Below are 27000 nucleotides of genomic sequence, written 5' to 3'. Positions count from 1 at the left end.
TAACCAATCAATCAAAAAATGAAAAGTCTGCATTTAATAAAGATTCCATGCACGCTGCTCATGCTTTATCTGCTGTCGGGTGTTCCAAATGTTTTTGCTCAGCAACTGTCTGTATCGGGTACAGTGAGAGACGAACGAGGGACCCCACTGGCAGGCGTGACAGTAAAAGAGAAGGGGAGCTCCAATACGGTAATAACGAATGACCTGGGGAAGTTCGTGATTACACTTAGCGCCCCGGGCAATGCGATTATTTTCTCCTATGTCGGATTCCATCCCCAAGAGCGGGAAGCCACCAGCAGTAATCCCAATTTGGACATCACGCTCAAGGAAGATGCTTCCAGTCTGGATGAGGTGGTGGTTGTTGGCTATCAGGACGTTCAACGGCGGAAGATGACCGGGGCGGTATCCAGTGTCAAGGGGAAGGATTTCGAGAATACACCCTACGCTACTTTTGATGCCATGCTGCAAGGACGCGTCGCTGGTCTGGCTGTAATGAGCACGTCGGGCGAACCGGGGACGAACAACATCGTGAACATCCGCGGATCCAGCAACCTCGGCTTGGCGGATAACCAGCTGCAAGCGCCACTCTACGTCATCGACGGGATTATTTATGACGTAAGCGACATTCGTGCGGCCTATGGCGATGCTAGTCCCTTGCAGGCGATCAATCCGAATGATATCGAATCCGTGGATATCCTGAAAGATGCATCAGCTTCGGCTATCTATGGTGCCCGGGCGGCGAATGGGGTGATTATCGTCAAAACGAAACGGCCGGCGTTAGGGACACCTGAGGTTCGCATCGCGGCGTATACGGGCATTTCTAGCCGGCCTGCGATGAAACCGATTACCGTTGGAGCCGCGGAGCGCCGGATGAAAATGGGATTGCTTTATGCCGGCGGGGAATACGATTGGTTCTCGAACGGGCAGATTCACCAGATGCTGACCGACAGCTTGAATCCCGGCTATAACCAAGCTACGGATTGGCAGGGGTTGTTTTTGCAATCGGCGCCGATTACCAATGTCAATGTCAGTATCGGTGCGACGATGGAGAAATTTCTTTATCGTATTTCGGCCCAGCACTATTACGAAGAGGGGGTCATGATGGGCTACGAGAATCAAAGCTTGACGCCTCGGCTCTTGCTTCAGGTAAATCCCATGAAGAATCTCCAGTTTGAGACGAATATATTCGCGGGCTTTACGAAAGCTAAACATGGTTCGGGAGATGGTTCGAAATATCCGTTCTCCACTTGGGGATTCCCTTCGTCATTTTGGCAGATTACGGATTTGGAGGAGCAAGTGTATACGGGTCGATATGACGGATTGTTGGATGACGACCGCAGTACCAGTATCAACGGTAATATCGCGGGCACGATTCAGGAGTTTTTGGTCCCCGAATTGTCCCTACGGTCTCAGTTTTCTTTCAATGTGAACAACAATACCCGCGACCTGTATCGGCCGAAGCTGCTGACGGGAAACCAGAATATCGCTCAAAATTGGGTGAATCAAAACCGCCGCTGGGAATGGGAAAGTTACGTTAACTATGCGAAAACCCTAAATGACGCGCATACCGTCTCGGGTGTATTGGGTTACGGTTTGGAAAAGAACGTGGCCAATTACAACTACTTGCGGGGCAGGAGCGATAACAATGAAGCGATCAAGACCGTCACTGGAGTTGGTCCTGGTCCAAACCTGTCGGGCAATTCGAACATCGCGGAACGTTCGCGGATGTCGGTATTCGGTCGATTCGGTTATGATTATAAAGACAGATACCTGATTTCCGCAAGTTATCGGATGGACGCTTCATCCCGTTATAATGCGGATAATCGGTGGGGTATCTTCCCTTCCATTTCAGCGGGGTGGACGTTGACCGAAGAGGAATTCTTCAAGGGCTGGACAAGCTTTATTTCCTACTTCAAGATCCGGGGTAGCTACGGCCTCACTGGCCGGGATCCGGGTTCGGAGTATGCCCACTACACCATGTTGGCTTATAGCGGCGCTTATTATGGATCGGTCATCGACAATGGTTTGCCAGGCAGTCAAAATACAGATAATGGTTTGGAAATAAGTCAGTTTACCTACAATGGCGTCAATGTCAACTATCCCAACTATAACAGCGATGCGACATCGGCGACCATCAAGTGGGAACGCTCCCCGCAATTCAATGCGGGCGTCGACCTGAATTTGTTGAATGACCGGATAGCCATCAACGCCGATTATTACATCCGTGATTCCAAGGATTTGGTGTATGGCTTGCAGATGCCTGCGACTTCCGGCTATTCGAACATTTCCACCAATTTTATCAGTGTGCGCAACTCGGGCGTTGAGCTAACCCTCAATTCGCGCAACATGTCGCCACGCTCAACCTTTCAGTGGAACACTAATTTCAATATTTCCTATAACCGAAACTATGTGACCAGGCTACCGAATGGAGGGCAGGAAATCAAAGTCGGCCCGCCGTGGATGGAACGTACGCTGAATGTCGGGCAGCCACTGTACCCCTTTAAGGTATGGAAAGTCGATGGGGTATATGCGACCAATGAAGATGTACCCGTTAATCCGCTCACCGGTGACCGGATGCGGCATTATGGTGGAACCATGTACCAGGCCGGCGATCCTAGGCGTCTGGATATGAATGGGGACTACAGCATCGACGAAAATGACAAAGTGGATATGGGCGACCCTAACCCCGATTTCATGGGCGGGATGACCCACACCTTTACGTACAAAAATTGGTCGCTATCGGCACTGACCACCTTCATTTTCGGTCGCACGCTCTGGAACGGTTACCTGTCGGACAAGCTGCAGGATGCCGGTTCTGCCACGTTGTTCAATACGTGGGGGCCCAACTCCGCTATTGCCGGAGATTTTACGATGGCCGATTTCTGGATGAAGCCGGGTGATCAGACCAGGTTCCCCTCCTTGTTCCACAACACGGTGGATAATTGGCATATCGCCAACAGTACCTTCGTAGAGAACGCCAGCTTTATCCGGATCAAAAACGTACGGGCGGGCTATACGGTGCCCCAGGCTTTTTCGAAACGGTTCGGGATGAGTTCGGTACGGCTTTACGCGGTTTTAGACAACATCGCCATCTTTTCATGGTCTACCGTGCCGGATCCAGAGGCTGTTGAAGCGAATGGGTATTCAACGGGAAATGGGTACCCGATACCCAAGAAATGGACATTTGGTTTGGATATTACTTTATAGGAGAAAGAGGTCATGAAAAGAAATCAATTGGTTGTACTTCTTATGAGCATGCTCGTTATCACGTCATGCAAGGATTTTTTGGATTTAGCGCCGAAAAGCGTTTCCACGGATGAAAATTTCTGGAAGACGCAAGCGGACGCAAACAGCGCCGTAGCGGGGATGTATTCCCTGCTCCGTGGCGCATTTAATGGTGCTAATGGCGTCGCCTTCTATGCGTATGGCGATATGCCATCGGATGAATTCACTACGTCAAACACGTACCCCTATCAGCATGTGGTCAGCATGAACTGGGGGCTGCCGCTTTCCGTTTACGATACCGGCAATCCGATGCACCAGCTTCGGCGGTACGATCTGTTCTATCGCGTCATCGATCAGGCCAACCGCGTCATCAAGTATGTGCCGGAAATGGATGCCAATGTGTTTGATAATCAGCGTGCGCGGAATTACCTACTCGGCGAAGCCTATTACATGCGCGCATTTACTTATTTTTACATCAGCCGCATATGGGGTGGGGTTCCGGTACTTACCGAAGCGGTCGCCCCGATCTATGCGGAAAATCATCCGGCGGCAACATCGGATGAGGTGATTGCGCAAGCCCTGGCCGATCTTGAAAAAGCCAAGCAACTGTTGGATTGGCAAAACCTAGCTTCGGCAGACTTTGCCATGCGGGCCAATAAGGGAGCTGCATTTGCATTGGAAGCACATGTACAGGCATGGACGGGCAATTACGAAGCATCCGCGGCAGCTGCCGATTCGGTTATCCAAAGCGGCTTGTACTATTATGTATCGCGCGATAGCATCCCTTACCACACGATTTTCGAGGGCCGGTCCGCCGAGGGAATTTTCGAAATATCGCAGGGTGCCGCCAATGAGGGTACCCGGATAGGGATTGGTGATTTCACGTTGGCGGGTACCAAATACCACCGTACCTACACCGCACCGAAGTTAACCACCACAAAGGCGCATATCAAAAGCTTGTTTGACGAACCAGAAGACAAACGGTTGAAATATACCTACGATACCACGGTCAATAATAGCTTTGTCATCTGCAATAAATACGCAAACCTTACCTATTCGGATGAAACAAACAATGCGGTAGGGATTTACAAAAACAACATCATCATATTCCGCTTTTCCGATATCAAGCTCTTACGGGCGGAGGGGTTGGCGATGACCGGTGCTGCGGCAACTGCCCGTACCATCTTGGATGAAATCCGTGCACAGGCTGGTTTGCAACCGTGGGATGGCGAAGGAGACCTTACGGCTGCCATTTTCCGTGAGCGGGCCCGGGAACTGTTTTTGGAAGGGCATCGGTACTATGATATGGTGAGGCAGTACAAGTATAGCGGAGACTATGCCTTCAATAACACCCGGATGAGTGAGGAATTGTTTAACCGGGGGAAATACATCTGGCCGTTCGATCCGAGTTTGCTTAACCTGAATCCGCTGTTGCGGCAGACTGCCTATTGGTCTACGGTCAATTTATAACACATTAAGAAATACAGTATGAAAGCCATATATATCACTTTACTGGCGGTTTTGATCGGGTTTTCGGCATGCAAGAAGGCAGCGTACCTGACAGATGATGGACTGCATACCGCTGAAGTCAGCCAAAACACATATGATTACCTCGCCTCGCACCCGAACCACATGTTCGATACGCTACTGATGGTGATCGATCACTTTGGACTGAAAGACGAGGTGAACAATGCCAAAACCTTTTGGGTACCTTCGGATTATTCGATTGCGAGGTACTATCAGCTGAAACGTGGTTTGGTTCTTGAAGAAAATGAAAACGCCACCTACGAATTTGCCGATTTCCTGGAAGATATCAATGTGGACTCCGTGCGGGCTTATCTCTACACAGATGGCCAGCATAGCTTGAATACGGCAAAAACCGATTATACCACCATGGATAACGGCACGGAGATCAATGGGTTTGCCTATAATAAGCAGTTGGTTCCCCAAGGAGCATGGTCTTACCAGGATGTCTATTATCTGTATTACATCAAGGTGCGGGGTGAGCCTGATGCCACAGCACCTGATGGCAGTGTACGGGTAGACCGGAATGACCTGGCAGATACCCGTGTACTGTGCCAGACGACGGGCATAAAGACGGCTTCGGGTACGATATTGAATGTATTGGAGAATCGGCACACATTTATCGCCGATTTTAATCCGACTGCCGATAGCGGCCCATTCATCGAGGATCTGGAAGATGGCGGGATACGCTTTACGTACAGCGTCAAATTTAAGCCCGCCAGTGCTTACGTCGGTGCTTCGGTCGTGGCGTCGAGTGCTTGGATTGCGGATGCATTCGGTGTGGAAGCGGACGAAATACCGGGTTTGCTGGGTAGTTCGATTGTCTTCTATGCCATTGAACCCGACGGCACATTAAACGGAACTTCCACGGCGAATGCACCGGGACACTGGTTCGGAGCCAATGGTAATGTAGTAGCCTGGGGTGCGGATGCACGGCTGTTTTCTGAATATGCGGCAACGTCGTTTACATTCACCATCGGGCAATTCCCGGATCGGTCTGCCGTAGGTGACACCTACACGATCAAACAAGCCATGGTGTATACCAATCGAAGCAATGAGCAGATCCGTGCCGAATTCGTATTTAATGTGACCATTATTTAGCGGGAATTTAATCTTAAATCATATGAAATCGAGAAAATTATGGCGATTGATACTGGTTCCGTTTGTACTCATGCAAGCGTGCAAACCGGAGCAGATCGGATACCTAAATGACCATTTAAGGTACAGTGTCGCCCAAATACAGGTGGTGCAGGGAACATCGATTAGTACGGACCCGTTGATTGCCAATGGCAGTTCGACGCCTATGCAGGTGGAGCTGCTCGAAGTGCGCAATAAAGCGACGGGGTCCGCGGTGCCTGAGTTTTTGGTATCCAAAGAGTTTTCCGTGTATTTGGCAGAGGTCGGTGCCGCAGACCTTACCTTGGAACAGCTTGCCGCAAAGATTGGCATGAGCTCGGCCCCTGCGATCGGTGTGAATAGCATCGGCGGCAAGGTGACCTTTTCTCCGGCTACGGAAGATATCCCGCCAGGTGTTTATACGATTGATTTGCAGGTGAGCAACATATCTGGCACCAAGATCTATAAAGATGCGCTGGAAATCAATCTCATTCCGATGAAACCCGATTCGCTTTTTGCGGCAACGGCCAATACCAGCGTTATCGGATCGGAGTCTGCCACAACTACCATGCCCAGCAGCGAGTATTCAGTCACGGTCGAGCACCGCCCATCGGCGGAGAATAAGATCATTTACATGTGGTTGGATAAAGAGGGTGAGCCCTTCAATCCCGCAGACGGTGAAGTGATCCGGCGGGCTATGTTGCCCAGTTTCGCGGATTGGTCGCCATTCCATCCGGAGGAACTTACCGACACCGCAATCGTCTACGAATACCCTTATTTTAAAGGATTGGTTTATCCGGTCAAGAATAGGATCACCGTGGGGGCGAGTGAATACACCGATAACCCCGTCGCCAACTATCGCGTCATGGGTGATGCGGTGGATATCGGAAAAAACATCAACACGGCGACCACGGCTAGGTTTTATAAACCCGGAACGCATATTATCCGGTTTAAGTTGAATTCCGTTAGACGTTCCGTTGCGAAGGTCGTTACGATTACCCGGGATGTGACACTGCCCGAAGGCGCGGGATATGCAGCCACGCCGGCCGTCCTCGATCCGACAGAGCTGGAAGGCGTATTTGGACTACCTGCCAGCGAGATTGTCGGCAAGTTGGGTTCGGACATCACCTACTATGCCATCGAACCCGACGGTACGCTTAATCCGAACAGTACGGCTGCCGCCCCGGGACACTGGTTTGGAGCCGATGGAAATGCACTCAATTGGGGAGATGGGGCAAGGTTGTATTCCGAATTAAAAATCAACGACTGGGTGTTTAATATCGGGCAGTTTCCCGACCGGAATTTTGCCGGAGACACCTTCACGCTGAAGCAATCCCTGGTATACAATAGTGGGTCGGGGATCGTGCAGGTAATTTTCGTATTTAACATTACGGTTGAGTAATCTGGTTGAAGCGCGTTTCCGGAGCGTAGCGGCCCGGAAACGTTTTTTACAAAAAAATCAAAAATCGGGAAATGGTCAACGTACTAGTCAACATCCGACCGGCTTATTTGTTCTTCGCACTCTTTCTGGCATTGGCTGCAGGTTCCTGCAAAAAGCCAGTAGCTGTAGTCGAAGCGGAAGAAGAAGAACCCACGGATACACTTGCGGTGTATATGCCAAACGAGTTTTCGGATATGGATTTCAACGACGATGCCAGTACCTGGTCACACCAGCGCAGTCGGCATTCGACGCATTTTGTGGTGTTTTGGGGCAAAGGCTATGGTACCCATGATCCCGGATCTGCTTCGGTGGAGACTGCGTATCGTGTGGATATCGATGATCTGTTGGAAAAAGCCGAGGCATTTTACGCGCTGAATATCGATACATTGAAATTCGCGGAGCGCGGCGTAGGGCAATCGAAGCTGGACCAGTATAAGATGATGATTTTCCTGCATTATACGACAGATTGGATGGCTTATGGTGGCGGGTATGACGATGTCATCGGCGCACTATGGATCAGCCCGAATACCGCGCAGCCGGTAGGCGCTACCATCGCACATGAAATCGGGCACAGTTTCCAGTACCAAGTACGTTGCGATCTGGGTAGTGCGCATGGATTCCGCTACGGTTTCGGGGGCAATGGCGGCAACGGATTCTGGGAACAGACCGCCCAGTGGCAGGCCCATCAAAGCTATCCGTTGGAAAATTTCGAATCGCATCACTTCTCCGTTTATGCCGAAAACTATCACCGGCATCAATTCCATGAATGGTACCGCTACGCCAACTATTTTATCCACCATTATTGGGTGGATAAATATGGGCTGGATATCGTCGGCAGGGTATGGCGTGAGGCCGTACAACCTGAAGATCCGATTCAAGCGTATAAGCGCATCACCGGTATTTCCGATGTACAGTTCAATGAGGAGATTTACGATATGGCAACCAAGTATGCTACATGGGATATTGATCCACTGCGTAGCTTAGGGAGCGATTACATCGGGGCATTGACCTACAAGTTTACCGTGCTTGGCGATGGCAGCCTGTGTGTTACTTACGAACGTGCACCCGGCACAACGGGGTATAACATCATACCCTTGGAGGTGCCAGCTGCAGGCACAGTGGTTTCAATCGATTTTACTGGATTGACAGCGGAGCCCGGCTTCAATCCGATAGCCGATCCTGCCCGCGCAGGCTGGCGCTATGGCTACGTGGCATTGCTGCAAAATGGCACGCGCGTGTATGGCGATATGCACAGTGGTGCAACTGGCATGGCTTCCTTTACGGTGCCGGTAGGGTGTGACCGGCTATTCTTTGTCGTCACCGGCGCCCCCACATCCTATGCCCCGCATGCCTGGGATGAGGACGAGGCCAACGACGAGCAATGGCCCTACCAGATCAAGGTTACCAATACCGAAGTCATCGGATACCTCACATTCGATGACGACGAACCGCGAGATACCACGTTTACCTTCAATGTCAGTTTCCCTCGCGACACGGTAAACTATTCCGGCACGACGGTAGCCGTCGATCAATCCGCACTCGCTAGGGCATTCGTGTTGCAGCCGAGTCAGATCACGGATATGCTGGGTGATGAAATCACGTTCTATGCCGTGGAAAGCGATGGCGGACTGAATGCGATGACAACAGCCAATGGCTACGGGCACTGGTTCGACTCCGTGGGAGACGTCATTGCTTGGGGTGCGGGCGCACGGGTATTTTCGGAATTCAATGAAAGTACCCAGGTGTTTACCATTGGGCAGTATCCCGGCCAGGCGACTACAAATCATACATACATCATCAACCAGGCGTTGGTATATGAATACGAGCCGGGCCAAACGGTACAGGCTACATTTGTATTTCATATCACCCTTGAATAACGTCGTATGCGAATTAGAGTCGAGTGTTAATGCATCGTTCATATGAAGCTTTGCTTTATCCGTCGTCTTTTTTCAGGCTAACTTTGTATGTCTGGCTTCCCGATACGCTCGTCAATTTATGGTTTGCATCGGACAATATGTGGTTAGTCCAGCGGTCGCATACTCCTTACCTTTGTATTATAAAGATGTCGTTATGACATTTTATACCGAATTATAGGCCGTCTTACATTGAGGCATTTTTGCACAGTTATTTAAATGTTGTTTTGACATTAAATTATAAGTCTTTTAACCAAGCGATTACTATAATGACCAAATGCATGAAAAAGTTATCCATTTATCTCTTTCTATTAGGTATGCTGGGTGCTCATCTGGGATTTGCACAGCAGTCGACCACCCTCAGGGGAAAGGTCCTCGATGAAACCGGTGTCCCGATAGCGGGCGCATCACTTAGTTTACAGGGTACGCAAACCGCTACTGCTACCGATGAATCCGGTAATTTTACCATCCAATATACTTCGCCCGCGGTTTTGGTAGTGACAGCGTTGGGGTTTGTTGGCGAAGATGTGAATTTAAGCAATCAAACTACGCTTACAATCCGTCTGCTGGCCAACGAGGAGACCTTGGAAGAGGTCGTGGTGGTTGGGTACGGAACCCAACGAAGAGGAGAAGTAACCAGTGCGATTTCCAGTGTGAAAGCGGAAGATTTTACCAAGGGAACGGTGCGCGATGCTGCTCAGCTGATCCAGGGAAAGGTAGCGGGTATGCGTATCACCACACCGAGTGGTGATCCAACCGGCAGTACGCAGATAAACCTTCGGGGCCTTAATTCCATCAACGGATCGCAGAATCCATTGGTACTGATTGATGGTGTCCCTGGAGATATCGCTACCGTTGCTCCGGAGGACATAGAATCTGTAGACGTCTTGAAGGACGGTTCGGCCGCAGCCATTTATGGTACACGTGCTACTGGCGGGGTACTATTGATCACGACGCGAAAAAACCGGAGTTCTGAATCCAAGACGTCTATCGAGTACAATGGCTATGCCAACGTGCAAACGATACAGCGCCGACCGGATATGATGGATGCCAGCGATTTCCGGAGGCTGATTAGCGAAGGTTACGAATACACGGATTACGGGGGCAACACCAATTGGCTTGATCAGGTTCTCCAGACTCCGGTGAGTCATAACCATAACCTGACGTTTTTTGGGGGCAATTCACGGACGAACTTCACCGGGTCATTGAATTACCGGAATTGGGAAGGTATTATGTTAACAACCGGCCAGGAGCGGCTTAACGTGCGCGCTGCCTTGAACCACGATATGTTTGATGGCAAATTGCGTACGAATATCCAGGTGATTAACCAGACTTCAAAATCGAATCAAGGTGGTACCGGTGGATACATTTGGAGGCAGGCGATGATTCGTAACCCAACGGACAATATCTATAATGAAGACGGTGGATGGCAGGAACGCAATGATTACGCATACGACAACCCGCTGGGTTTGATACACGAGTCGATAAACGATCGTATATTTCGGGAAAGCCGATTCAGCGGTTCGGTCGATTATCGCCCGATAGGTGATTTGAGCCTAAAAATGTTGATATCGCGGGTTATCAATAATGACCTCACGGGCAATTCCACAACGTTCGATCACGTGAACACCACGAAGAACAACCTAAATGGTACCGCTAGCCGTTCAACCGGTGCCAATACGGAAGATTTGTTGGAACTGACAGCCAATTATAACAAGTCATTTGGCGATCACCGCTTTACCCTACTTGGGGGATACAGTTATCAGTATAACGTCGGCGAATCTTTTGAAGTGTATAATTTTGATTTTCCGACGGATGAATACACGTATAACCGATTGGAAAGTGGTACGGCCTTACAACGGGGGCTGGCTACAATGGAAAGTGAAAAGGACATGTGGAAACTGGCCGGTTTCTTCGGTCGGGTAAATTATTCGTGGAAGGACCGCTATATGTTGACGGCCAGTATACGCCGGGAAGGTTCTTCGGCCTTTGGAGCGAACTACCAGTGGGGTACATTTCCCGGCGTTTCAGCGGCGTGGAATGTAGCTAATGAAGAGTTTATGCAACCTGTTGCATTTGTGTCTGAGTTCAAACTACGGGGTGGTTTCGGGGTGACCGGTACCATTGCGAACAATCCTTATCAGTCGCAAACAAGCTATAATTTTAACACATCTCAAGGCGCCTACATCAATGGGAAATGGGTGCCGGGTTTTGTGCCAGCTCGGAATTTCAACCCAGACCTGCGGTGGGAGAAAAAGGAAGAGTGGAACGTGGGTCTGGATTTTGGCTTCATGAAAAACAGGGTGACGGGCTCACTCGATTATTATGTCCGCAATGTGAAAGACTTGTTGTATAATTTCCCTGTCCCGACCCCTCCTTACCTTTTTGGAAATATGATGCTCAATGCTGGTGAGATGCAGAATTCGGGCTTTGAGGTTCTGGTCAACGTCCGGGCAGTAGAAACCAAAACAGTGAAATGGAATACCAATGTAACCTTTTCGACCAATAAGAATAAGCTGGTTAATCTTTCCAATGAACAGTTCAATGTGACGCGGGAATTTTTCGACGCTGGGCATACCGGAGAGCCCATCCAGATTAGTACGCACCGGGTAGCTGTGGGTGGCCCGATTGGCCAATACTTTGTCTACAAAAGCGTCGGTTTGGATGAGAATGGTGGCTGGTTGGTTGAGAGTCGTGAGGGTGAAGTGATTTCCATGGAAGATGCGACGCCCGAAGACCGGCAATATTATGGAAACGGTATTCCCAAATTCAATGTGGGTTGGAACAACACGGTGAATATCCAGAATTTTGACGTTTCGGTAAATTTCCGCGGGGCTTTCGGCCATCAGGTGCTGAACATGCAGAGCCTGTACTATGACAACCCGGTAAACCGGTCTTATAACGTGCTTAAAACAGCGTTTGACCCAATTGACGGCAAAGAGTTGCGGAACTCGCTGGTGTATGTGTCCCATTACATCGAAGACGCTGATTACCTCAAAATCGACAACGTAACCTTGGGGTATACCTTTAAACCCAACTCAATTAAGGGGATAAGTAATCTGCGCATTTATTTCTCAGGTTTGAACCTGCATACCTTCACCGGATACAGAGGTATCGATCCGGAGGCGGTGAGCTATTCCGGCGACTTTACCTTTGCGCCGGGGATGGATCACCGCGACAAGTATCCGTCGACACGCACGTATACATTGGGACTAAATGTTACTTTTTAAAAAATTGATTATAAGTATCTCATGAAAATGAAAACGAAAATAGTAGCCTATGGTTCCCTCTTGGCGGTTACCTTAGGGGCCGGGATCAGTTCTTGTACAAACTTGGATGAAGAAGTCTATTCGGAAGTGCTGGCCAGCTCGTTCAAACCGACCGAACGCGATTTACCCTATATATTAGCGCCGATATATGCGCCATTCCGGGGTTCGATGTTGGGTTGGCACGGTTATTTTGATTTGCAGGAGGAGTCGGCCGATGCCGTCGTGACGCCGGTGCGCCCCAATGGTTGGGACGATGGGGGCACGTACCGTCGCATGCATCAGCATAATTGGACATCGGAGCAGTCCCAACCCAACAATGCATGGGGGATGGCTTTCTCCAGCATCTCCAGATGCAACATGACCATTATGCAGATTGAGGATGGTACCCTTACTTTACCTGAAGATGTTGCCGCAGCGGCGCTGGTTGAACTGCGGGCGGTCCGTGCGTTGGCCTATTACTTCTTGTTAGACAACCACGGTAATGTACCGATTGTGACCGACTACCGAGATGACTCACTGCCGGAGCAAAACACCCGGCAGGAGGTGTATGATTTCATCCTTTCGGAACTGGCGACGGTATTGCCGGATTTGACGGAAGAAGTATCGCCGAATACCTATGGACGGATGACAAAATGGGCGGCAAGAGCGTTGCTTGCAAAAATCTACCTCAATGCGGAAGTCTATACCGGTACACCGCAATGGGATAAAGTAATCGAAGAGGCGGATATAATTATCGGCAGCGAGCTGTTTGCGCTGGATGCGAATTATTCCGATGTTTTTACCTATACCAATCAGAACTCGGGTGAGATTATCTTTGCTGTTCCTTATGACGAAATATACGGACAGGGGGCTTCGTTGCATATGAAGACCCTAGATCCGTTAAGCCGCTTGGTGTATGGGATGTCTGCTGGGCCGTGGGGTGGCAATTGCGCGGTGCCTCAATTCATCGATACCTATGATCCGGATGATACCCGTTTGCAGGATACGTGGATACAGGGCCCGCAATACCACGCGTCTACGGGCGAAGAGGTCATCAACTATGTGAAAGAGGTATCTGAAATTGCCCGGGATGGTGGTGTGCCCAGCAATGCTGGTTTCCGGGTCGGCAAGTATAAAATCAAGCAAGGAGCGACAAATAACCTGGACAATGATTTTCCACTATTCCGATATGGCGACGTGTTGATGATGAAGGCAGAAGCGCTGTTGCGCAAAGGTGATGCGAACGGTGCTGCAGCACTGGTAACGGAGGTGCGGCAACGGGCTTTCAAGGATAATCCGGAAAAAGCAGCAGTTACTGGCGCTGATCTACTGAAAGGAAGTACGTACCAATACGGATGGCAAAATCCGGATGGAACTGTCGATGAAGTGAATGGAGGAGCGGATATCAAGTTTGGACGCTTTTTGGATGAGCTGGGCTGGGAATTTGCCGCAGAGGCCCGCCGTAGGCAGGATTTGATCCGTTTCGGCGTGTTCCAGACAAAAAGTTGGTTTAACCACCGCCCTCATGCGCAGGCACAAACCCGCACCTTGTTCCCAATACCCTTTGCAGAGTTGTCGAAAAATCCGAAGCTCGAGCCTAATCCGGGTTATTGATTTATTGGTTTGGTTTGCGTAAATGGTCATGCGGCTCTCGGTCGTATGGCCGTTTACGTTAGTAACATGACACATGAGAGTCGCCATAAAGAACCTGATTGGTTGTTGTTTCTTATGCATCCTGTTAGTGGAGGTACAGGCTCAGTCTACCACGATCGACAACAATGCCCATATCTATAGTGGCAGAGCATACGTGGGGCTACGAGCGCGTTTAGTGGGGAGTGTGTGGGTCGGCGGGCACCATTCACTGCTGGGCGGTATCCGTTTCAACGGTGTGGATTATGATTCGGTGAGGATTGGGTATGACCTGATGCGGGACGAGGTAGTGACGACCAACCCAAATGAGCAGTTGCTGACGCCTGCACAGGAAAACGTGCAGGCGTTTTCTTTAGAAGATCGGCAATTCCATCGCTTAATGGGAGAAGAGCGGCTGTTCACGGGTTTGCCTAACCAAGGGTTTTACGAGCTGTTGTACGATCGAGACAACACCAAGCTGCTGGTGAAGCGGCGTGGCGTGCTGAAGGAAAACCATGAGCAACACTATCTTCAATTTTCAGTAGTTCGTTCGGATAGCTATTATTTGGTCAAAGGGGGGCATGCTTTCCCACTTGTGGGCAGATCATCGATTTACCGGGTTTATCCAACGGCAAGACGGGAAGCTAAGCGATTTGCGCGCCAGCGTCAGCTGGATTTTAAACATGATTTTGAACGAGCGCTCCTCGAGACGTTGATTTTTTGTGAGGATATTCATTGATGCCGCATGAGGAAGGTCTTATTTATGGTTTATGCGATATTGGCTGCGTTGGCGGCCAAAGGCCAGGATGTGTGGCCTAACGTAGACCTACAAGTAAAAAATGCCACGTTCATGGAAGTAGCTGCTGCCATCGAACACCAAGTGCCCGTCCGTTTCTTTTTTGACGAGCGACAGCTGGATGGCCTCTCGGTATCCATCCAGACGGCGGATAGATCGTTGGATGAAGTTTTGCAACAAATTTTCAAAGGTACTGCGTTTCAAGTTATACGGATGGCGGATGATATATTTATCATCGAAGGCGACCCTATCCAAACCGAACTTCCGGCAGCCTATTTTGGCGAAGCCATCCAAGAAGTGGTAGGCACGCAACGTGTTTCCGCGATGGAAACTGCGGAGATTGCATCGTTGCCGAACAAGTTGTATACGATTGGTTATGCGTCGGCGGGAAAGGATACGGTCCTATTAACCGGTAAGGTAATCGATTTGACGTCTGGAGCGTTCGTTACGGCTGCACGAATCGGAATCAACGAAACGGACAAAACTGCTATGACGGATGCAAACGGGGCTTTTCGGCTGGCTATTCCGAAAGGTTACCAAACATTGTATGTAAATGCCGCGGGGATAACTAGCGCCAATAGGCAATTGCTGGTGAATGGTGACGGTCAGCTGATTGTCGGTGTCAACGAAAAGATGACGGTATTGAGCGAGGTCGTCGTGAATGCAGAACCGTCTAGCAACGTGAGCAGTAGCTTAAGTGGGGTTGAAACGTTGGGGATAAGGCAAATCAAGCAAACACCGGTTGTGTTTGGCGAAGCTGACGTATTGCGCGTCGTATTGGCGTTGCCGGGTGTATTATCCGTGGGCGAGGCTAGCACGGGTTTCAATGTGCGTGGGGGTGCAGCAGATCAGAACCTCGTGCTGTTCGAGGGAAAGACGATTTATAATCCGACCCATTTTTTTGGCTTTTTTTCAGCGATTAACCCGGATATCGTGGAGAACCTGGAGCTGTATAAGGGCAGCATCCCCTCGCGATTCGGTGGTCGGCTTTCTTCCGTACTTGATATCGCGGCGAAGCGCGGGAATCGGGAAAGACTGAAAGGGAGTGGCGGAATCGGACTGTTGACCAGTCGGCTCGCGCTGGATGGTCCGCTGGGGAATGAGCGCACCACATTCGTGGCAGGCTTACGTAGCACGTACTCCAATTGGCTCCTGACGCTGCTTCCCAAGGCGGATTTCGGAAAGAGCCGGGCTTCATTTTATGACGTCGATATGCAGATCGAACACATTCGAAGGAATGACGATACGCTTCATTTTTCTACTTACTTCAGTGACGATCGCTTTAAGCTGAACAGCGATACCTTATATCATTATAACAATGAGGCGTTGCAATTCAGGTGGATTCACCGGAGCAGTGATCGGTTGCGATGGGCGTTTTCGGGGACATACAGCGGCTATCGCTTTGGGGTGCGAGATGAATTGTCTTCCGCAACCGACTATCAGCTTACTTATCGATTGCGGCAAACCGAGGTCAAAATAGGTGCTGACTATAGGCTGGGTCCGGCACACTTGCTGCAATTCGGTGTTCAGGTGAAGCACTATGCCTTGAATCCTGGTCGGATGACCGGGTATAGCACGACTTCGCTGGTCAAGGCTGTCTCATTACCTGGCGAGCAGGCATTGGAGCACGCGGTTTACCTGGAGGACCACTTTACGGTGGATGACCGCTTTTCCATCGACTATGGCGTACGCTATTCGATGTTCAATGCGATGGGGCCGGGGACGGTGAAGAAATACCTGCCCGACGCACCGATGAGTGAGGCTACGCTTATTGAAGCTCAACGGAAAGGGTCAGGTGCATTCATGAAAACCTATCACGGTCCGGAGATCCGGGTATCTGCCCGGTACAAGCTGTCTGATAACACCGCAATAAAGGCTGGTTACCATACCCTCCGGCAATACATCCACATGATTTCCAATACCGCGACCATGGCCCCCACAGACAATTGGAAGCTGAGCGATTTTAATATACGGCCGCAACGCGGCAGACAGGCCTCCCTGGGGCTGTATCGGAATTTCTATGGAGATCAGGTAGAAACCTATATCGAAGCTTACCACCGAGTTATCCACGACTACCTGGATTACAAAGGTGGTGCGAGACTGACCATGAACCCGGATATCGAGCGCGACGTATTGGCTACCGAAGGTGAGGCGTACGGCGTGGAACTGATGGTGCGCAAAAAGGGAGGACGATTGAATGGTTGGTTGGCTTACACGTATTCGCGGATACTGCTTACGGCAGATAGCCCGTTTCAAACCGAACGTGTAAACGGGGGCAATCCGTATCCGGCGAATTACGACAGGCCACATGACGTAACGTTGGTCAGCAATTTCCGCTTTACGCAGCGATTTTCCGTCTCGTTCAACTTCAATTATGGTACAGGCAGGCCCATTACGCTGCCTATCGCTCGTTATGACATGAATGGATCGGGCCGGGTATTCTATTCGGAACGGAATGCATACCGGATACCAGATTATTACCGTGCAGACCTGTCGATGAATATCGAAGGCAACCACAAGTTGAAAAAGCTGGCACACAGCTCGTGGGCGGTGGGTGTATACAATGTTACCGGCAGGAAAAATGCATATTCCACGTATTTCGTGTCCGAACGGGGGCAGATCAATGGCTATCAGCTGTCCATTTTCGGGAATCCCATTCCATTTGTCACCTACAATTTTAAATTCTGATCCGGATGCGTACCTTACCTATCATCATATCGGTTTGTTGCCTGTTGCTCTGCCAATGCAAGGATCCATTCTCCCCGGACATCGAATCCCCAAAGCAAGGATACTTGGTCATCGAAGGATTCCTTGATACGGCAAATCCAACGGAAATCCGATTGACCAGAACCCGCGGACTGCAGGAGACGGAAATTGCCTATGAGAACGGCGCTACCGTGACGGTCGAAACCGAATCGGGTAGTGCCTTCAACTTGAGCTTCCACGGTGATGGATTGTACAGCGCTCCGCCGCTTGCCCTAGGCACCGAAAAAGCGCGGCTACGGATTGTTACTGCGGGCAATGTGACCTATCTATCTGATTTTGTCGAATCGAAGATGGCCCCTCCGATTGATAGCGTGACCTGGGAACGGCGTGATGATGGGGTGCATGTGCTCGTTAATACCCATGACAACTACAACCAAACGCATTACTATTTCTGGACTTACGAAGAAACCTGGCACTTCAGGTCATTATATGAGAGTCACTACGAATACGCGGGCGATGGCGAAGTCCGTGTACGCGAAAATGACATTTATAACTGTTGGTCAAGCCAGCGTTCTACCGGTGTCTATTTGGCGAACACCACCGGGCTAAGCGACGATCGGGTGATCGGCCAGCGCCTGCTTGCCATTCCGAATCTTTCCGAAAAACTGGGGGTCAAATACAGCATACTGGTGAAGCAATATGTGCTGACAGCTGAGGCTCATCAATATTGGGAAGTGCTGCAAAAAAACACCGAAGAAATGGGGAGCATCTTCGATCCGCAACCCTCCAATCTGGAAAGTAACATCCGGAATGTGGACGATACCAATGAACCGGTTGTCGGCTACATCAGCATTTCTACCATGCGGCAGAAGCGGATTTTTATTGATAACATGGAATTGAAAGATTGGGAAATCCATGTGCCGTTTTACGACGATTGCGTATTGACACAAGCGGGAATACCGGAATACGATAAATATTTTCGGATTCGGGATTACATACCGCTGTTTCACATTCGCGACGCAGTGGGGCGTATCGTAGCCTATACGACTACATTTGACCACTGTGCGGATTGCACCATTCGGGGAACAAATGTAAGGCCGGCATTTTGGCCGCAATAAACTTCGGTTATGAGAAAACCATTGGGATACGTTGTTTTAACCGGATTGCTGCTCATGTCGGCCAGTCTCCACACATCCGTTGCCGAAAAGCGCGTTAACGAAAAGGTATCGGCGTACAGCGAACAATTGATTTTGCATATCGACAAGCCGTTGCACCTCGTCGGCGAACGTATCTACTTCAAGGTGTATGCGGTTGCCATGACCGAAGGGAGCGTGCAATCCAGTTTAAGTAGGGTGGCTTATCTTGAATTGCTGGACCGTACGAACACACCGGTCATCCAGTTGAAAATAGCACTGAACAACGGTTCAGGGTCTGGAATCTTGGATATCCCTAAGCATTTGCGCACGGATTACTATGTGCTGCGGGCTTACACCAATTGGATGAAAAACAGCGGTCCGTCCGGTTTTTTCCACCAAGTGCAGGCCATCGTCAACCCGTTTGTGCCGATAGGATCCCGGAACGCTACAGGTGACCCTGTCGAGATTTCGGGTGTCGATGACCTATCAACTGACCAGCGTTTTGTAATCCGCAGTACGGTCGATGCGCCCGTGTATGGTAAAAGGGAAAAGGTGGCTTTGCAACTAAGTACCCGAAACCGTTCGGAAAAGCCTATAGGCGCCGAACTTTCGGTATCGGTGTATCGGATGGATGAGTTGCAACGGGTTGGATCTGAAAAAGGCCAGCAGTTTGTGGGCGATCCCATCGCGCCGGTGACAATTGGCGGTGAAGCGCAGTATGCGATCGAAAAAGAAGGTCCATTGATCACTGGAAAGATAGTTGACCGTAGTACCGGGCAGGCAAAAAAAGGCGTAAACGCATATTTGTCCGCAATCGGCGACCCATCGGTGCTTTGTATGGCGGTAAGCGATGATACGGGGCGGGTCGTATTCAACCCGCCGAGATTGGTGGGGCACCTCGAAGGCGTGGTACAGTTCGTTGATGCAGACAGTTCGTCGAGGATTATGCTGGAGAATCCATTTTCTGAATCCTATCTCAACCGTCCGCTTCCGGAAATTTCCCTTTCACCAGCGCTGGATTCCCTGCTTAACGCTTACAGCATTCAGACGCAATTGGATGTAGTTTTTCGACATCGGGATACGGCAGCCACACCGGTTTATAGGCCGTTTTACGGCGAGGCAGACAAAACCTACCGACTGGAAGACTATACGCAGTTTGCCACCCTGCGCGAAATATTCCGGGAATATGTATTGGAAGTGGCACCAAGGGGTGTGGATGATGATTTGACCCTACGGCTATTGAACAAAGCAGATGGATATATGTTTGAGCGCAATCCGCTGATGCTGTATGACGGTGTACCTGTTTTGGAAGCGCATAAGCTCATGGCGTTGAACCCGCAGGAAATCGAATGGGTTGACGTGGTGACGGCTCGTTATTATCACGGAAATGCCGAGTTCGATGGTATACTGAGTTTCAAATCGCATCAAGGAAACTTTCATCGGTCGCTTTTCAATCCCAATGCGCTGGTCGTCGATATGATGGGGACGCAACCGGCCACCGCAAATGGTTTTCCGGCTTACGTTCCAGGCGACCGGCGTGAGCGCATACCGGACTTGCGGAGTACATTATATTGGAATCCGTCGGTTCATACGGATTCGCTGGGCGTCGTTTCCGTTGAATTTTTCACTTCCGATATCGGGGGCACTTTCGCAGTCGTTGTACAGGGCATCGATGCAACTGGGCAGCGTGGGGACCAACTATTTACATTTGAAGTGAAGTGACAAAAGTGGGAAAGGAGCAATACTAAAGAAAATAATGATCCCCATGAAGCAATTAAAATACATGCTATCCCTCGTCGTTTTGATGCAGATGAAAGTCCTTATGGGCTTCGCGCAAGAACGCCAGCAGTTCCGCTTGGAAAATGAAAAAATGGAAGTTATTATCAGCCGGAGCGGAATATCCTCAATTAAAAGTCCCAGTGACTCTTATGGCGCTGAAATAGTAGGAAGTAATTCCTGGGGCAGGGCTAACCTTACTTATCGAATTTGGGACGGAAGCTGGCTGGCGATCCACCGGGGCAGCAGCACGAATTTTGCGGTGCTGTCGGATTCAGTGGTTCGTATTACAGACTACGAAAAAGGGATGCCCCAGCAGATGGAACAGACGTTTACGCTGGTGGACGACGGTTTGGACTTGGACATCCGGGTGAAATCCATGATGCAGTTTCCGTTTGAAGTTGGTGACTTATCACTTGACTTACGCCCCCACGGACCGCGAAGTGAACAGTCGAAGGAAGGAATTTTCCAAAAAAGCTTCATCAAGCATCAGTACATTTCTGGCCATGGATCATTTATCTTCTATGCGAAGCCTTCCGGGAATGGACCTTTCCTTATGGTGCTACCTAAGGCGGGAACAAGCTTGGAGTATTTCGATAACCAGGGGGGAGGTGAGCGCGTGTATATCCACTCCAAGTTGCCGGGCAGTTTGCAGCAACAGGGCACATGGCGGCAGGAGCATACTAGCGTATCACTCAATCCTGCAGGCGAAACGGATAGTGAAGTGGAATACGGTTTTAAGCTGAGGTGGGTGGATGGCTATGACGAAATGAGGGATTTGTTGTTCAAGGAAGGGCTGTTCGATATCCGTGTGGTCCCGGGAATGACAATACCCACAGATCTGCGCGCGCAATTCTCCCTGCGTACCAAGCATAATATCGATTCCATCTCCGCTGAGTTTCCAACACATACTGAATTGCGATTTGTGGAAGAGGTGACTCCGGGTAATTATATTTATGAGGTGCAATTCAGTAAATTAGGGGAAAATATGTTGATTATTCACTATGGCGATGGTTATCAGACATATTTGGAGTTCTTCGCTACAGAACCCCTTGAAACGTTGATTAAGAAAAGGAGCTCTTTCATCGTAAATCACCAGCAGCACCGGGATACCAGCAAATGGTACAATGGACTTTATTCCATCTATGATATGAAAAACGGAATATTGCGAAGCCCCGACGATACCGACGGCTTTGAAGGCTGGTGGAGTTATGTCGTGGCGTCAGACGATCCGGTGCTGGGCAAGGCACCGTATGTAGCCGCTAAGAATGTTTACTACCCGGATGATACGGAGATCGCTTCTGTGGAATACCATATCAAGAACTTTGTATGGGGCGGATTGCAGCGTACGGATGAGGAGACGCCCTATCCATATGGCATTCACGGGGTACCTAATTGGAAAGTAGCACGAGATATCAATGCGCGTACCGCCTTCAGGGCTCGGCAACTTGATCGGATGCAGGTTTGGCGGACTTATGATTATCCGCATGTATTCATGTTGTACTATCACATGTATGAAATCGCTAGCAAATACCCTGATAAGGTCCAATACTTGGATGCCGCTGGTTATCTGGAACGGACATTCCAGACGGCCAAAGCTTATTTTATGTATCCTTACGAGATTTGGGGCGACTATTATAAAATATACGAGGTGGCATGCTATAATGAACTGCTTATTCCTGACATCATCCACGCGCTTGAACGGCATGGTAGGGGTGACGATGCCGAATGGCTTCGCAACGAGTACGAGAAGAAAGTGAAGTATTTTATCTATGATGATGAATATCCTTATAGTTCGGAGTATTCGTTCGATCGTACGGCGTTCGAATCGACCTATGCATTCGCAAAGTATGGGATGATCACGGAAATGGAACCTGATTCGAATCTGTGGTTTGACAAGAATAGGGAAATCTGGTACTCACATGCCAACGTCAGTAAACAGGCTGCAAAGCACTTTATGGAACGCCAACATGGTGCCGGCCTTTCCATCCGTGGATGGTTGGAAACAAACTATTATAAATTGGGTGCGGATAATTCCATGAGTTATATGGCCAAGATGGGGGGGTGGTCGGTCTTGGATTACGGAATCAACTTCGCAGAGAAGCCCTATGATTGGTTGCAGCTGGGGTATGCGTCTTATTTGAGTTCCTGGGCATTGATGAACACGGGTACGCCCGAATCCAATTACGGATTTTGGGCTCCCGGGAAAGAAAATGACGGAGCGATGGGCTGGGCATTCATCGAGCAAAAGCGAGGCCGCTCTTGGTTGGGCAGGGACATGGATCGGGGTCCATGGTATTATGACGGTGAGGCAGACCTTGGACTAGGGGCTGGGATCCGGATGGCGGCTACCGTGGTATCAAATGATCCAATCTTTGGATGGGTTGCCTATGGCGGGAACATCCGGGAGGAGAAGGAAAATCTATACGTCGTGCCGAAGGATGGGCTCAACGCGCGGTTTGTCTATGTGCTAGCGGATAAACGGGTTACGTATGAGCTTGACCGAGATGGTTTTTTGAAGGATGCGGAAATCATCACGGACAAAAATAATAACAGTATCTCGTTTGTCGTGGAAAATAGGTCACAGGATGTGCACCTCACGACGTTGAAAATTTCGGCTATTTTCAATGACATCAAGCATGTCCAGGTAGCCTTCGATGGCAAACCATTGAACGCAACCCGAAGGGACGGTAGTCATTTTTTTGAAATTCAATTGCCCATGCAGCAAGCTTCGCACCATGTTGAGATCAAACTCGGCTACGAAGCCGACTTAGCGCGATGATATAGCCATTGTTCTCGTTGGCAACACATCGTTTTTACATATTACTGATGGTTATTAACCGGAATAATGGTAATTTCGGCCGCTCTGCAACAATAGTAATAAGATGACTCCATTATCCAAACGTTTTAATCTGACAGTTCATTGTTTTTTGTTTGTTGTGTTTTTGGTGATTTCACCTGCAGCAATCGCCCAGTATTCGATCGGTGGCAAGGTGTTGTCGCATGCAAACGACGGCATACCGAAAGCCAGCGTGCAGGTGTTGAATTCCAATATCGCGACAGCCACTGATGAACACGGTAATTTTGTGCTCGATCGCATTCCATCCGGTACACACGTGGTCCGCGTGAGTGCGCTTGGATACGCCACCGAAAATCACACCGTACTGGTTGATGGTAATGTGACGCTCGACTTTCAATTGACTGCTATCGAGAACCGCTTGGATGAAGCGATGGTTACCGCGCAGAAAATGGAAAGCGATCCCCATGATATCCCGTCGAGCTTATCAGTGGTTGGTGCTAAACAGGTGGAACAGCAGTACATTTGGAATATTATGGACGTGACGGCATTGGTGCCTAACCTGAATATGGCCAACCCCGGTGATGGTCGAAATGTCGCATCCCTTAGGGGGATTACGACGACTTCTTACAACCAAGCCGTAGCCACCTACGTGGATGGGGTAAACCAATTCGGACTGGATACCTATATCCCATACTTGCAGGATGTGGAACGCATTGAAGTACTCCGTGGACCACAGGGGACATTGTATGGACGGAATGCGATGGCCGGGGTGATCAACATCATCACCAAGCAGCCAACCAATCAGACCAGTGGATTGGCCGAGATCAACGTAGGTAACTACGGACAGCAACGGTACTTATTGGGCATCCGTACACCCTTGGTTAAGGATAAGCTATTTTTCGGTGCTTCGGGTATGTATAATGGGTTGGATGGGTTTTATACCAATGATTTCGATGGCTCACATTATGACAAACAGCATACGGTGTTTGGCAACTATTACCTGAAATACTTGTTGAATAGCCAGTGGGCAATGACATTGAATTTCAAACACGTTGAGAACCGTAATGGCGGTGCATTTGCGTTGATTATGGGGCTCGATGATGCATTTGGAAACCCCTTTCATTTAACGCAGAATGCAAAAACGGAAATGGTGGATAATTCGCGTAATGTATCGTTGTCCGTTAACCATTTTGGGAATTCTATTAATTTCAGTTCGCAAACGGCATTCCAATCCAACTATCGGTACTATAAGGATCCCATCGACGGCGATTTTTCACCCCTGGACGCGATTTCGATAGTCAACGACTATGGCAAGGCATGGAATCACGTGAAGGTTGTTACGCAAGAGTTTAAGCTTTCCTCGGCACCATCCAAAGATATTCCGTTACACTGGACTGTGGGTACCTTTTTGTTCCATCAGGACGCACCCACGAAGCAGGGAACTTATTTTGGTGCGGATGCCGGCATGATGGGTGAAGGAACCCCAACCCATGCAACGAGCATCTTGACCAATGCGGCGATCAATCGGGGAGCGGCAGTTTTCGGCCAATTGGGGTATGATTTTAGAAATGGCTTGGAACTTCAAGCAGGATTGCGTTATGATTACGAGCATGCAAAGCTGGATGCTCGAGGTGAATTCCAACCGGACGGAGGGGATGTGATGGTTACACAACCGGATACAGCTGCATCGGCGAACTTCCACGCGCTCTCGCCGAGCTTCAGTGCCAAGTATGCATTTGACGAGACCCGCCATGTTTACGCAACTTATACCCGGGGATTCCGTGCCGGCGGAATTTCGCAATTGTCGTCTGATCCGAGCGAAGGTTCCTTGAGGCCGTTCGATCCGGAATATAGCAATAACGTGGAGGTCGGATCCAAGAACATGCTGTGGAACCAACGGCTGCAGCTCAACTTGGCAGCATTTTATTCGCGGGTAAATGATGCACAGGTACCGACACTGATCTTACCCGACGCGATCACCGTAACCGAAAACACGGGTCGCATGGAGAGCATGGGCATCGAGCTGGAAGCGACCACCCGTGCCGCACGGAATCTAACGCTCTGGGGCAATGCGGCCTTTACCCACGCTCGTTACCTGGATCTGAATACGGCGGGTGAAGCGGGTAACGTACAATTGAAAGGCAACCGACCTGTGTTTACACCGGAGTGGACCGGATTTTTAGGTGCTCAATACACCCTGCCGCTTGGTGTTTCCAACCGCCAGCAACTGCAATTAGGCGTGTATGGAAAGTTTATCGGACAACAGTATTTTACAGTCGAAAATACCTTGGGGCAGGAGGCGTATAGCTTATTAAATGCCAACATCGGCTATTCATATCAAGGCTATGAGCTTATCTTATGGGGGCAGAATTTAGCGGATAAGCGATACGCGGATTATGCATATGATTTCGGGTTTGCTGCCGTCCATCTTGGAAGACCCGCCACCTATGGCGTAACCGTGAGGAAACGGTTTGAGTTGTAGTCAAAGTGTCAGAAACTTCTGCCGGTACTCCGTAGGGGTCATACCTATAAACGTTTTGAACTGCTTGTTGAAGTTAGACAGCGTGTTGAACCCCGATTCGTAGCAAATCTGTGCAATATTCTTCGCTTCTTCGGTGGATAGTAGTTTGCATGCATTTCGGATGCGGAGCTCGGTAAGGAAATACGAAAACGATTTACTGGTCTTCATCGTGAAATATCGGCTGAACGATGTAGGAGTCATGTTCAGCAAGGCAGCGACTTCCTCCAGGGTAATTTTGTATTTGAAATGTTTGGCGGCATAATTATAAACCAGATTGATGCGATTTGTTTCCACATCTTTGAGTTGGTAATATACCATATCGTCGTGCAACAAACGGTACTCCTTGCTTTTTGCAAGCGAATCGAGTATCCTGAATAAAAGAATGATACTTTCCATTCCATGGAGGTGCACCAATTCATGCATCAGTTTGGCCGTCCGTTGGGCTGTTTTTCCATAGAGCTCCATCCCACATCTTACCTTTTCCAATAAGATTTTCAATTGGCCAAATTCCTCCTTTTCGATGAGTTGGCCAAATGCAGCGCCGTTGAAGTAAATAACCAAACCACGACTGATATTTTCGCAATGCGGTTCAAAATAACATTCGTCACTGCGCCAAAGATGGGGGGTATTGGGGCCGAGAAAAGTCAGGTCACCACTATCAAAAGGTTTTACCGTGTTCCCAATGAATTTAGTTCCAGTGCCCTCCACCACCAAGAAGAGTTGGTATTCCGAGTGGGCGTGCCAAGTCGCATCGAAGTGCTTGTCATGGAGTTCCCGTATAAAGAATATGTTTGATTCTGGGATTCGGGTCTTTTGGATAGCCGTTTTTTTCAGTGCGACATTCATTAACACATAATTTGTATTATACTGGCCTAATGGAACCTGTATCGCTCATTGCCGTTGTATAAACACCGACCTGTCAAGTTTCCATAATGACTTTATTCGTTGGTTTATTGAAGCGTTCAAAAATACATAAACGGATGGCTATTCCAATTTATTGTAAAGGAAATGTTATCTTGTTATCCGTTATTCGTGTTAGATTGACAATAAATGGACAAAATATAGTCAGTATTTGTTAATTAATAGGTGTGCCGCAATTGGCTAAACCGCTACCTTAGCGGTTACAATAATAACCAATACGATAAATTAGGTACATAAAATTTAGTTGC

General features: G+C 49.3%; 14 protein-coding genes. 13 read left to right on the top strand and 1 reads right to left on the bottom strand.

Annotation, left to right across the window (positions count from 1 at the left end; translation table 11 throughout):
* Positions 1 to 18 precede the first annotated feature (18 nt).
* The 13 genes from IEV98_RS02530 to IEV98_RS02470 all read left to right on the top strand — a co-directional run bounded on the left by IEV98_RS02530 (position 19) and on the right by IEV98_RS02470 (position 25792).
* A complete protein-coding gene (locus IEV98_RS02530; RefSeq protein ID WP_188504353.1) occupies positions 19 to 3207 on the top strand; it encodes a SusC/RagA family TonB-linked outer membrane protein in 3189 nt (1062 codons plus the stop codon).
* Between the two features lie 12 nt (positions 3208 to 3219).
* Complete coding sequence (locus tag IEV98_RS02525) at positions 3220 to 4695, top strand: RagB/SusD family nutrient uptake outer membrane protein (RefSeq protein WP_188504352.1); 1476 nt, start codon at positions 3220 to 3222, stop codon at positions 4693 to 4695.
* Positions 4696 to 4713: 18 nt separating this feature from the next.
* Entirely contained in the window at positions 4714 to 5850 is a 1137-nt protein-coding gene (locus tag IEV98_RS02520) for a DUF4859 domain-containing protein (RefSeq protein WP_188504351.1), read from the top strand.
* 22 nt (positions 5851 to 5872) lie between these two features.
* Positions 5873 to 7267 carry a DUF4859 domain-containing protein gene (locus tag IEV98_RS02515; RefSeq protein ID WP_188504350.1) on the top strand — a complete coding sequence of 465 codons (1395 nt, stop codon included), beginning with the start codon at positions 5873 to 5875 and terminating at the stop codon, positions 7265 to 7267.
* A gap of 71 nt (positions 7268 to 7338) precedes the next feature.
* A complete protein-coding gene (locus IEV98_RS02510; protein WP_188504349.1) occupies positions 7339 to 9183 on the top strand; it encodes a DUF4859 domain-containing protein in 1845 nt (614 codons plus the stop codon).
* Positions 9184 to 9500: 317 nt separating this feature from the next.
* Positions 9501 to 12449, top strand: coding sequence for a SusC/RagA family TonB-linked outer membrane protein (locus tag IEV98_RS02505; protein WP_229738533.1), 2949 nt, complete (start codon positions 9501 to 9503; stop codon positions 12447 to 12449).
* A 27-nt stretch (positions 12450 to 12476) separates the two neighbouring features.
* Positions 12477 to 14081: a RagB/SusD family nutrient uptake outer membrane protein gene (locus IEV98_RS02500; protein WP_188504347.1), complete on the top strand. Its 1605-nt coding sequence runs from the start codon at positions 12477 to 12479 to the stop codon at positions 14079 to 14081.
* Between the two features lie 73 nt (positions 14082 to 14154).
* Positions 14155 to 14835, top strand: coding sequence for a hypothetical protein (locus IEV98_RS02495; RefSeq protein ID WP_188504346.1), 681 nt, complete (start codon positions 14155 to 14157; stop codon positions 14833 to 14835).
* A 6-nt stretch (positions 14836 to 14841) separates the two neighbouring features.
* Positions 14842 to 17580 (top strand): TonB-dependent receptor, encoded by a 2739-nt coding sequence (locus IEV98_RS02490; protein WP_188504345.1) that lies wholly within the window; start codon positions 14842 to 14844, stop codon positions 17578 to 17580.
* Positions 17581 to 17585: 5 nt separating this feature from the next.
* A complete protein-coding gene (locus IEV98_RS02485; RefSeq protein WP_188504344.1) occupies positions 17586 to 18716 on the top strand; it encodes a DUF4249 domain-containing protein in 1131 nt (376 codons plus the stop codon).
* Between the two features lie 9 nt (positions 18717 to 18725).
* Positions 18726 to 20456, top strand: coding sequence for a hypothetical protein (locus IEV98_RS02480; protein WP_188504343.1), 1731 nt, complete (start codon positions 18726 to 18728; stop codon positions 20454 to 20456).
* A gap of 43 nt (positions 20457 to 20499) precedes the next feature.
* Positions 20500 to 23292: a DUF5695 domain-containing protein gene (locus tag IEV98_RS02475; RefSeq protein WP_188504342.1), complete on the top strand. Its 2793-nt coding sequence runs from the start codon at positions 20500 to 20502 to the stop codon at positions 23290 to 23292.
* A 166-nt stretch (positions 23293 to 23458) separates the two neighbouring features.
* Positions 23459 to 25792 carry a TonB-dependent receptor gene (locus tag IEV98_RS02470; RefSeq protein ID WP_188504341.1) on the top strand — a complete coding sequence of 778 codons (2334 nt, stop codon included), beginning with the start codon at positions 23459 to 23461 and terminating at the stop codon, positions 25790 to 25792.
* Here the strand turns inward: IEV98_RS02470 and IEV98_RS02465 are convergent, their stop codons facing one another.
* Entirely contained in the window at positions 25793 to 26677 is an 885-nt protein-coding gene (locus IEV98_RS02465) for an AraC family transcriptional regulator (protein ID WP_188504340.1), read from the bottom strand. It abuts the gene before it with no gap.
* Between the last annotated feature and the right edge of the window lie 323 nt (positions 26678 to 27000).

It is taken from the genome of Parapedobacter pyrenivorans, assembly GCF_014636865.1.
In the GTDB taxonomy this organism is placed as follows: Bacteria; Bacteroidota; Bacteroidia; order Sphingobacteriales; family Sphingobacteriaceae; genus Parapedobacter; species Parapedobacter pyrenivorans.
Note: the sequence above shows the minus strand (reverse complement) of the source record. Positions and strands in the feature narration are given on the sequence as shown.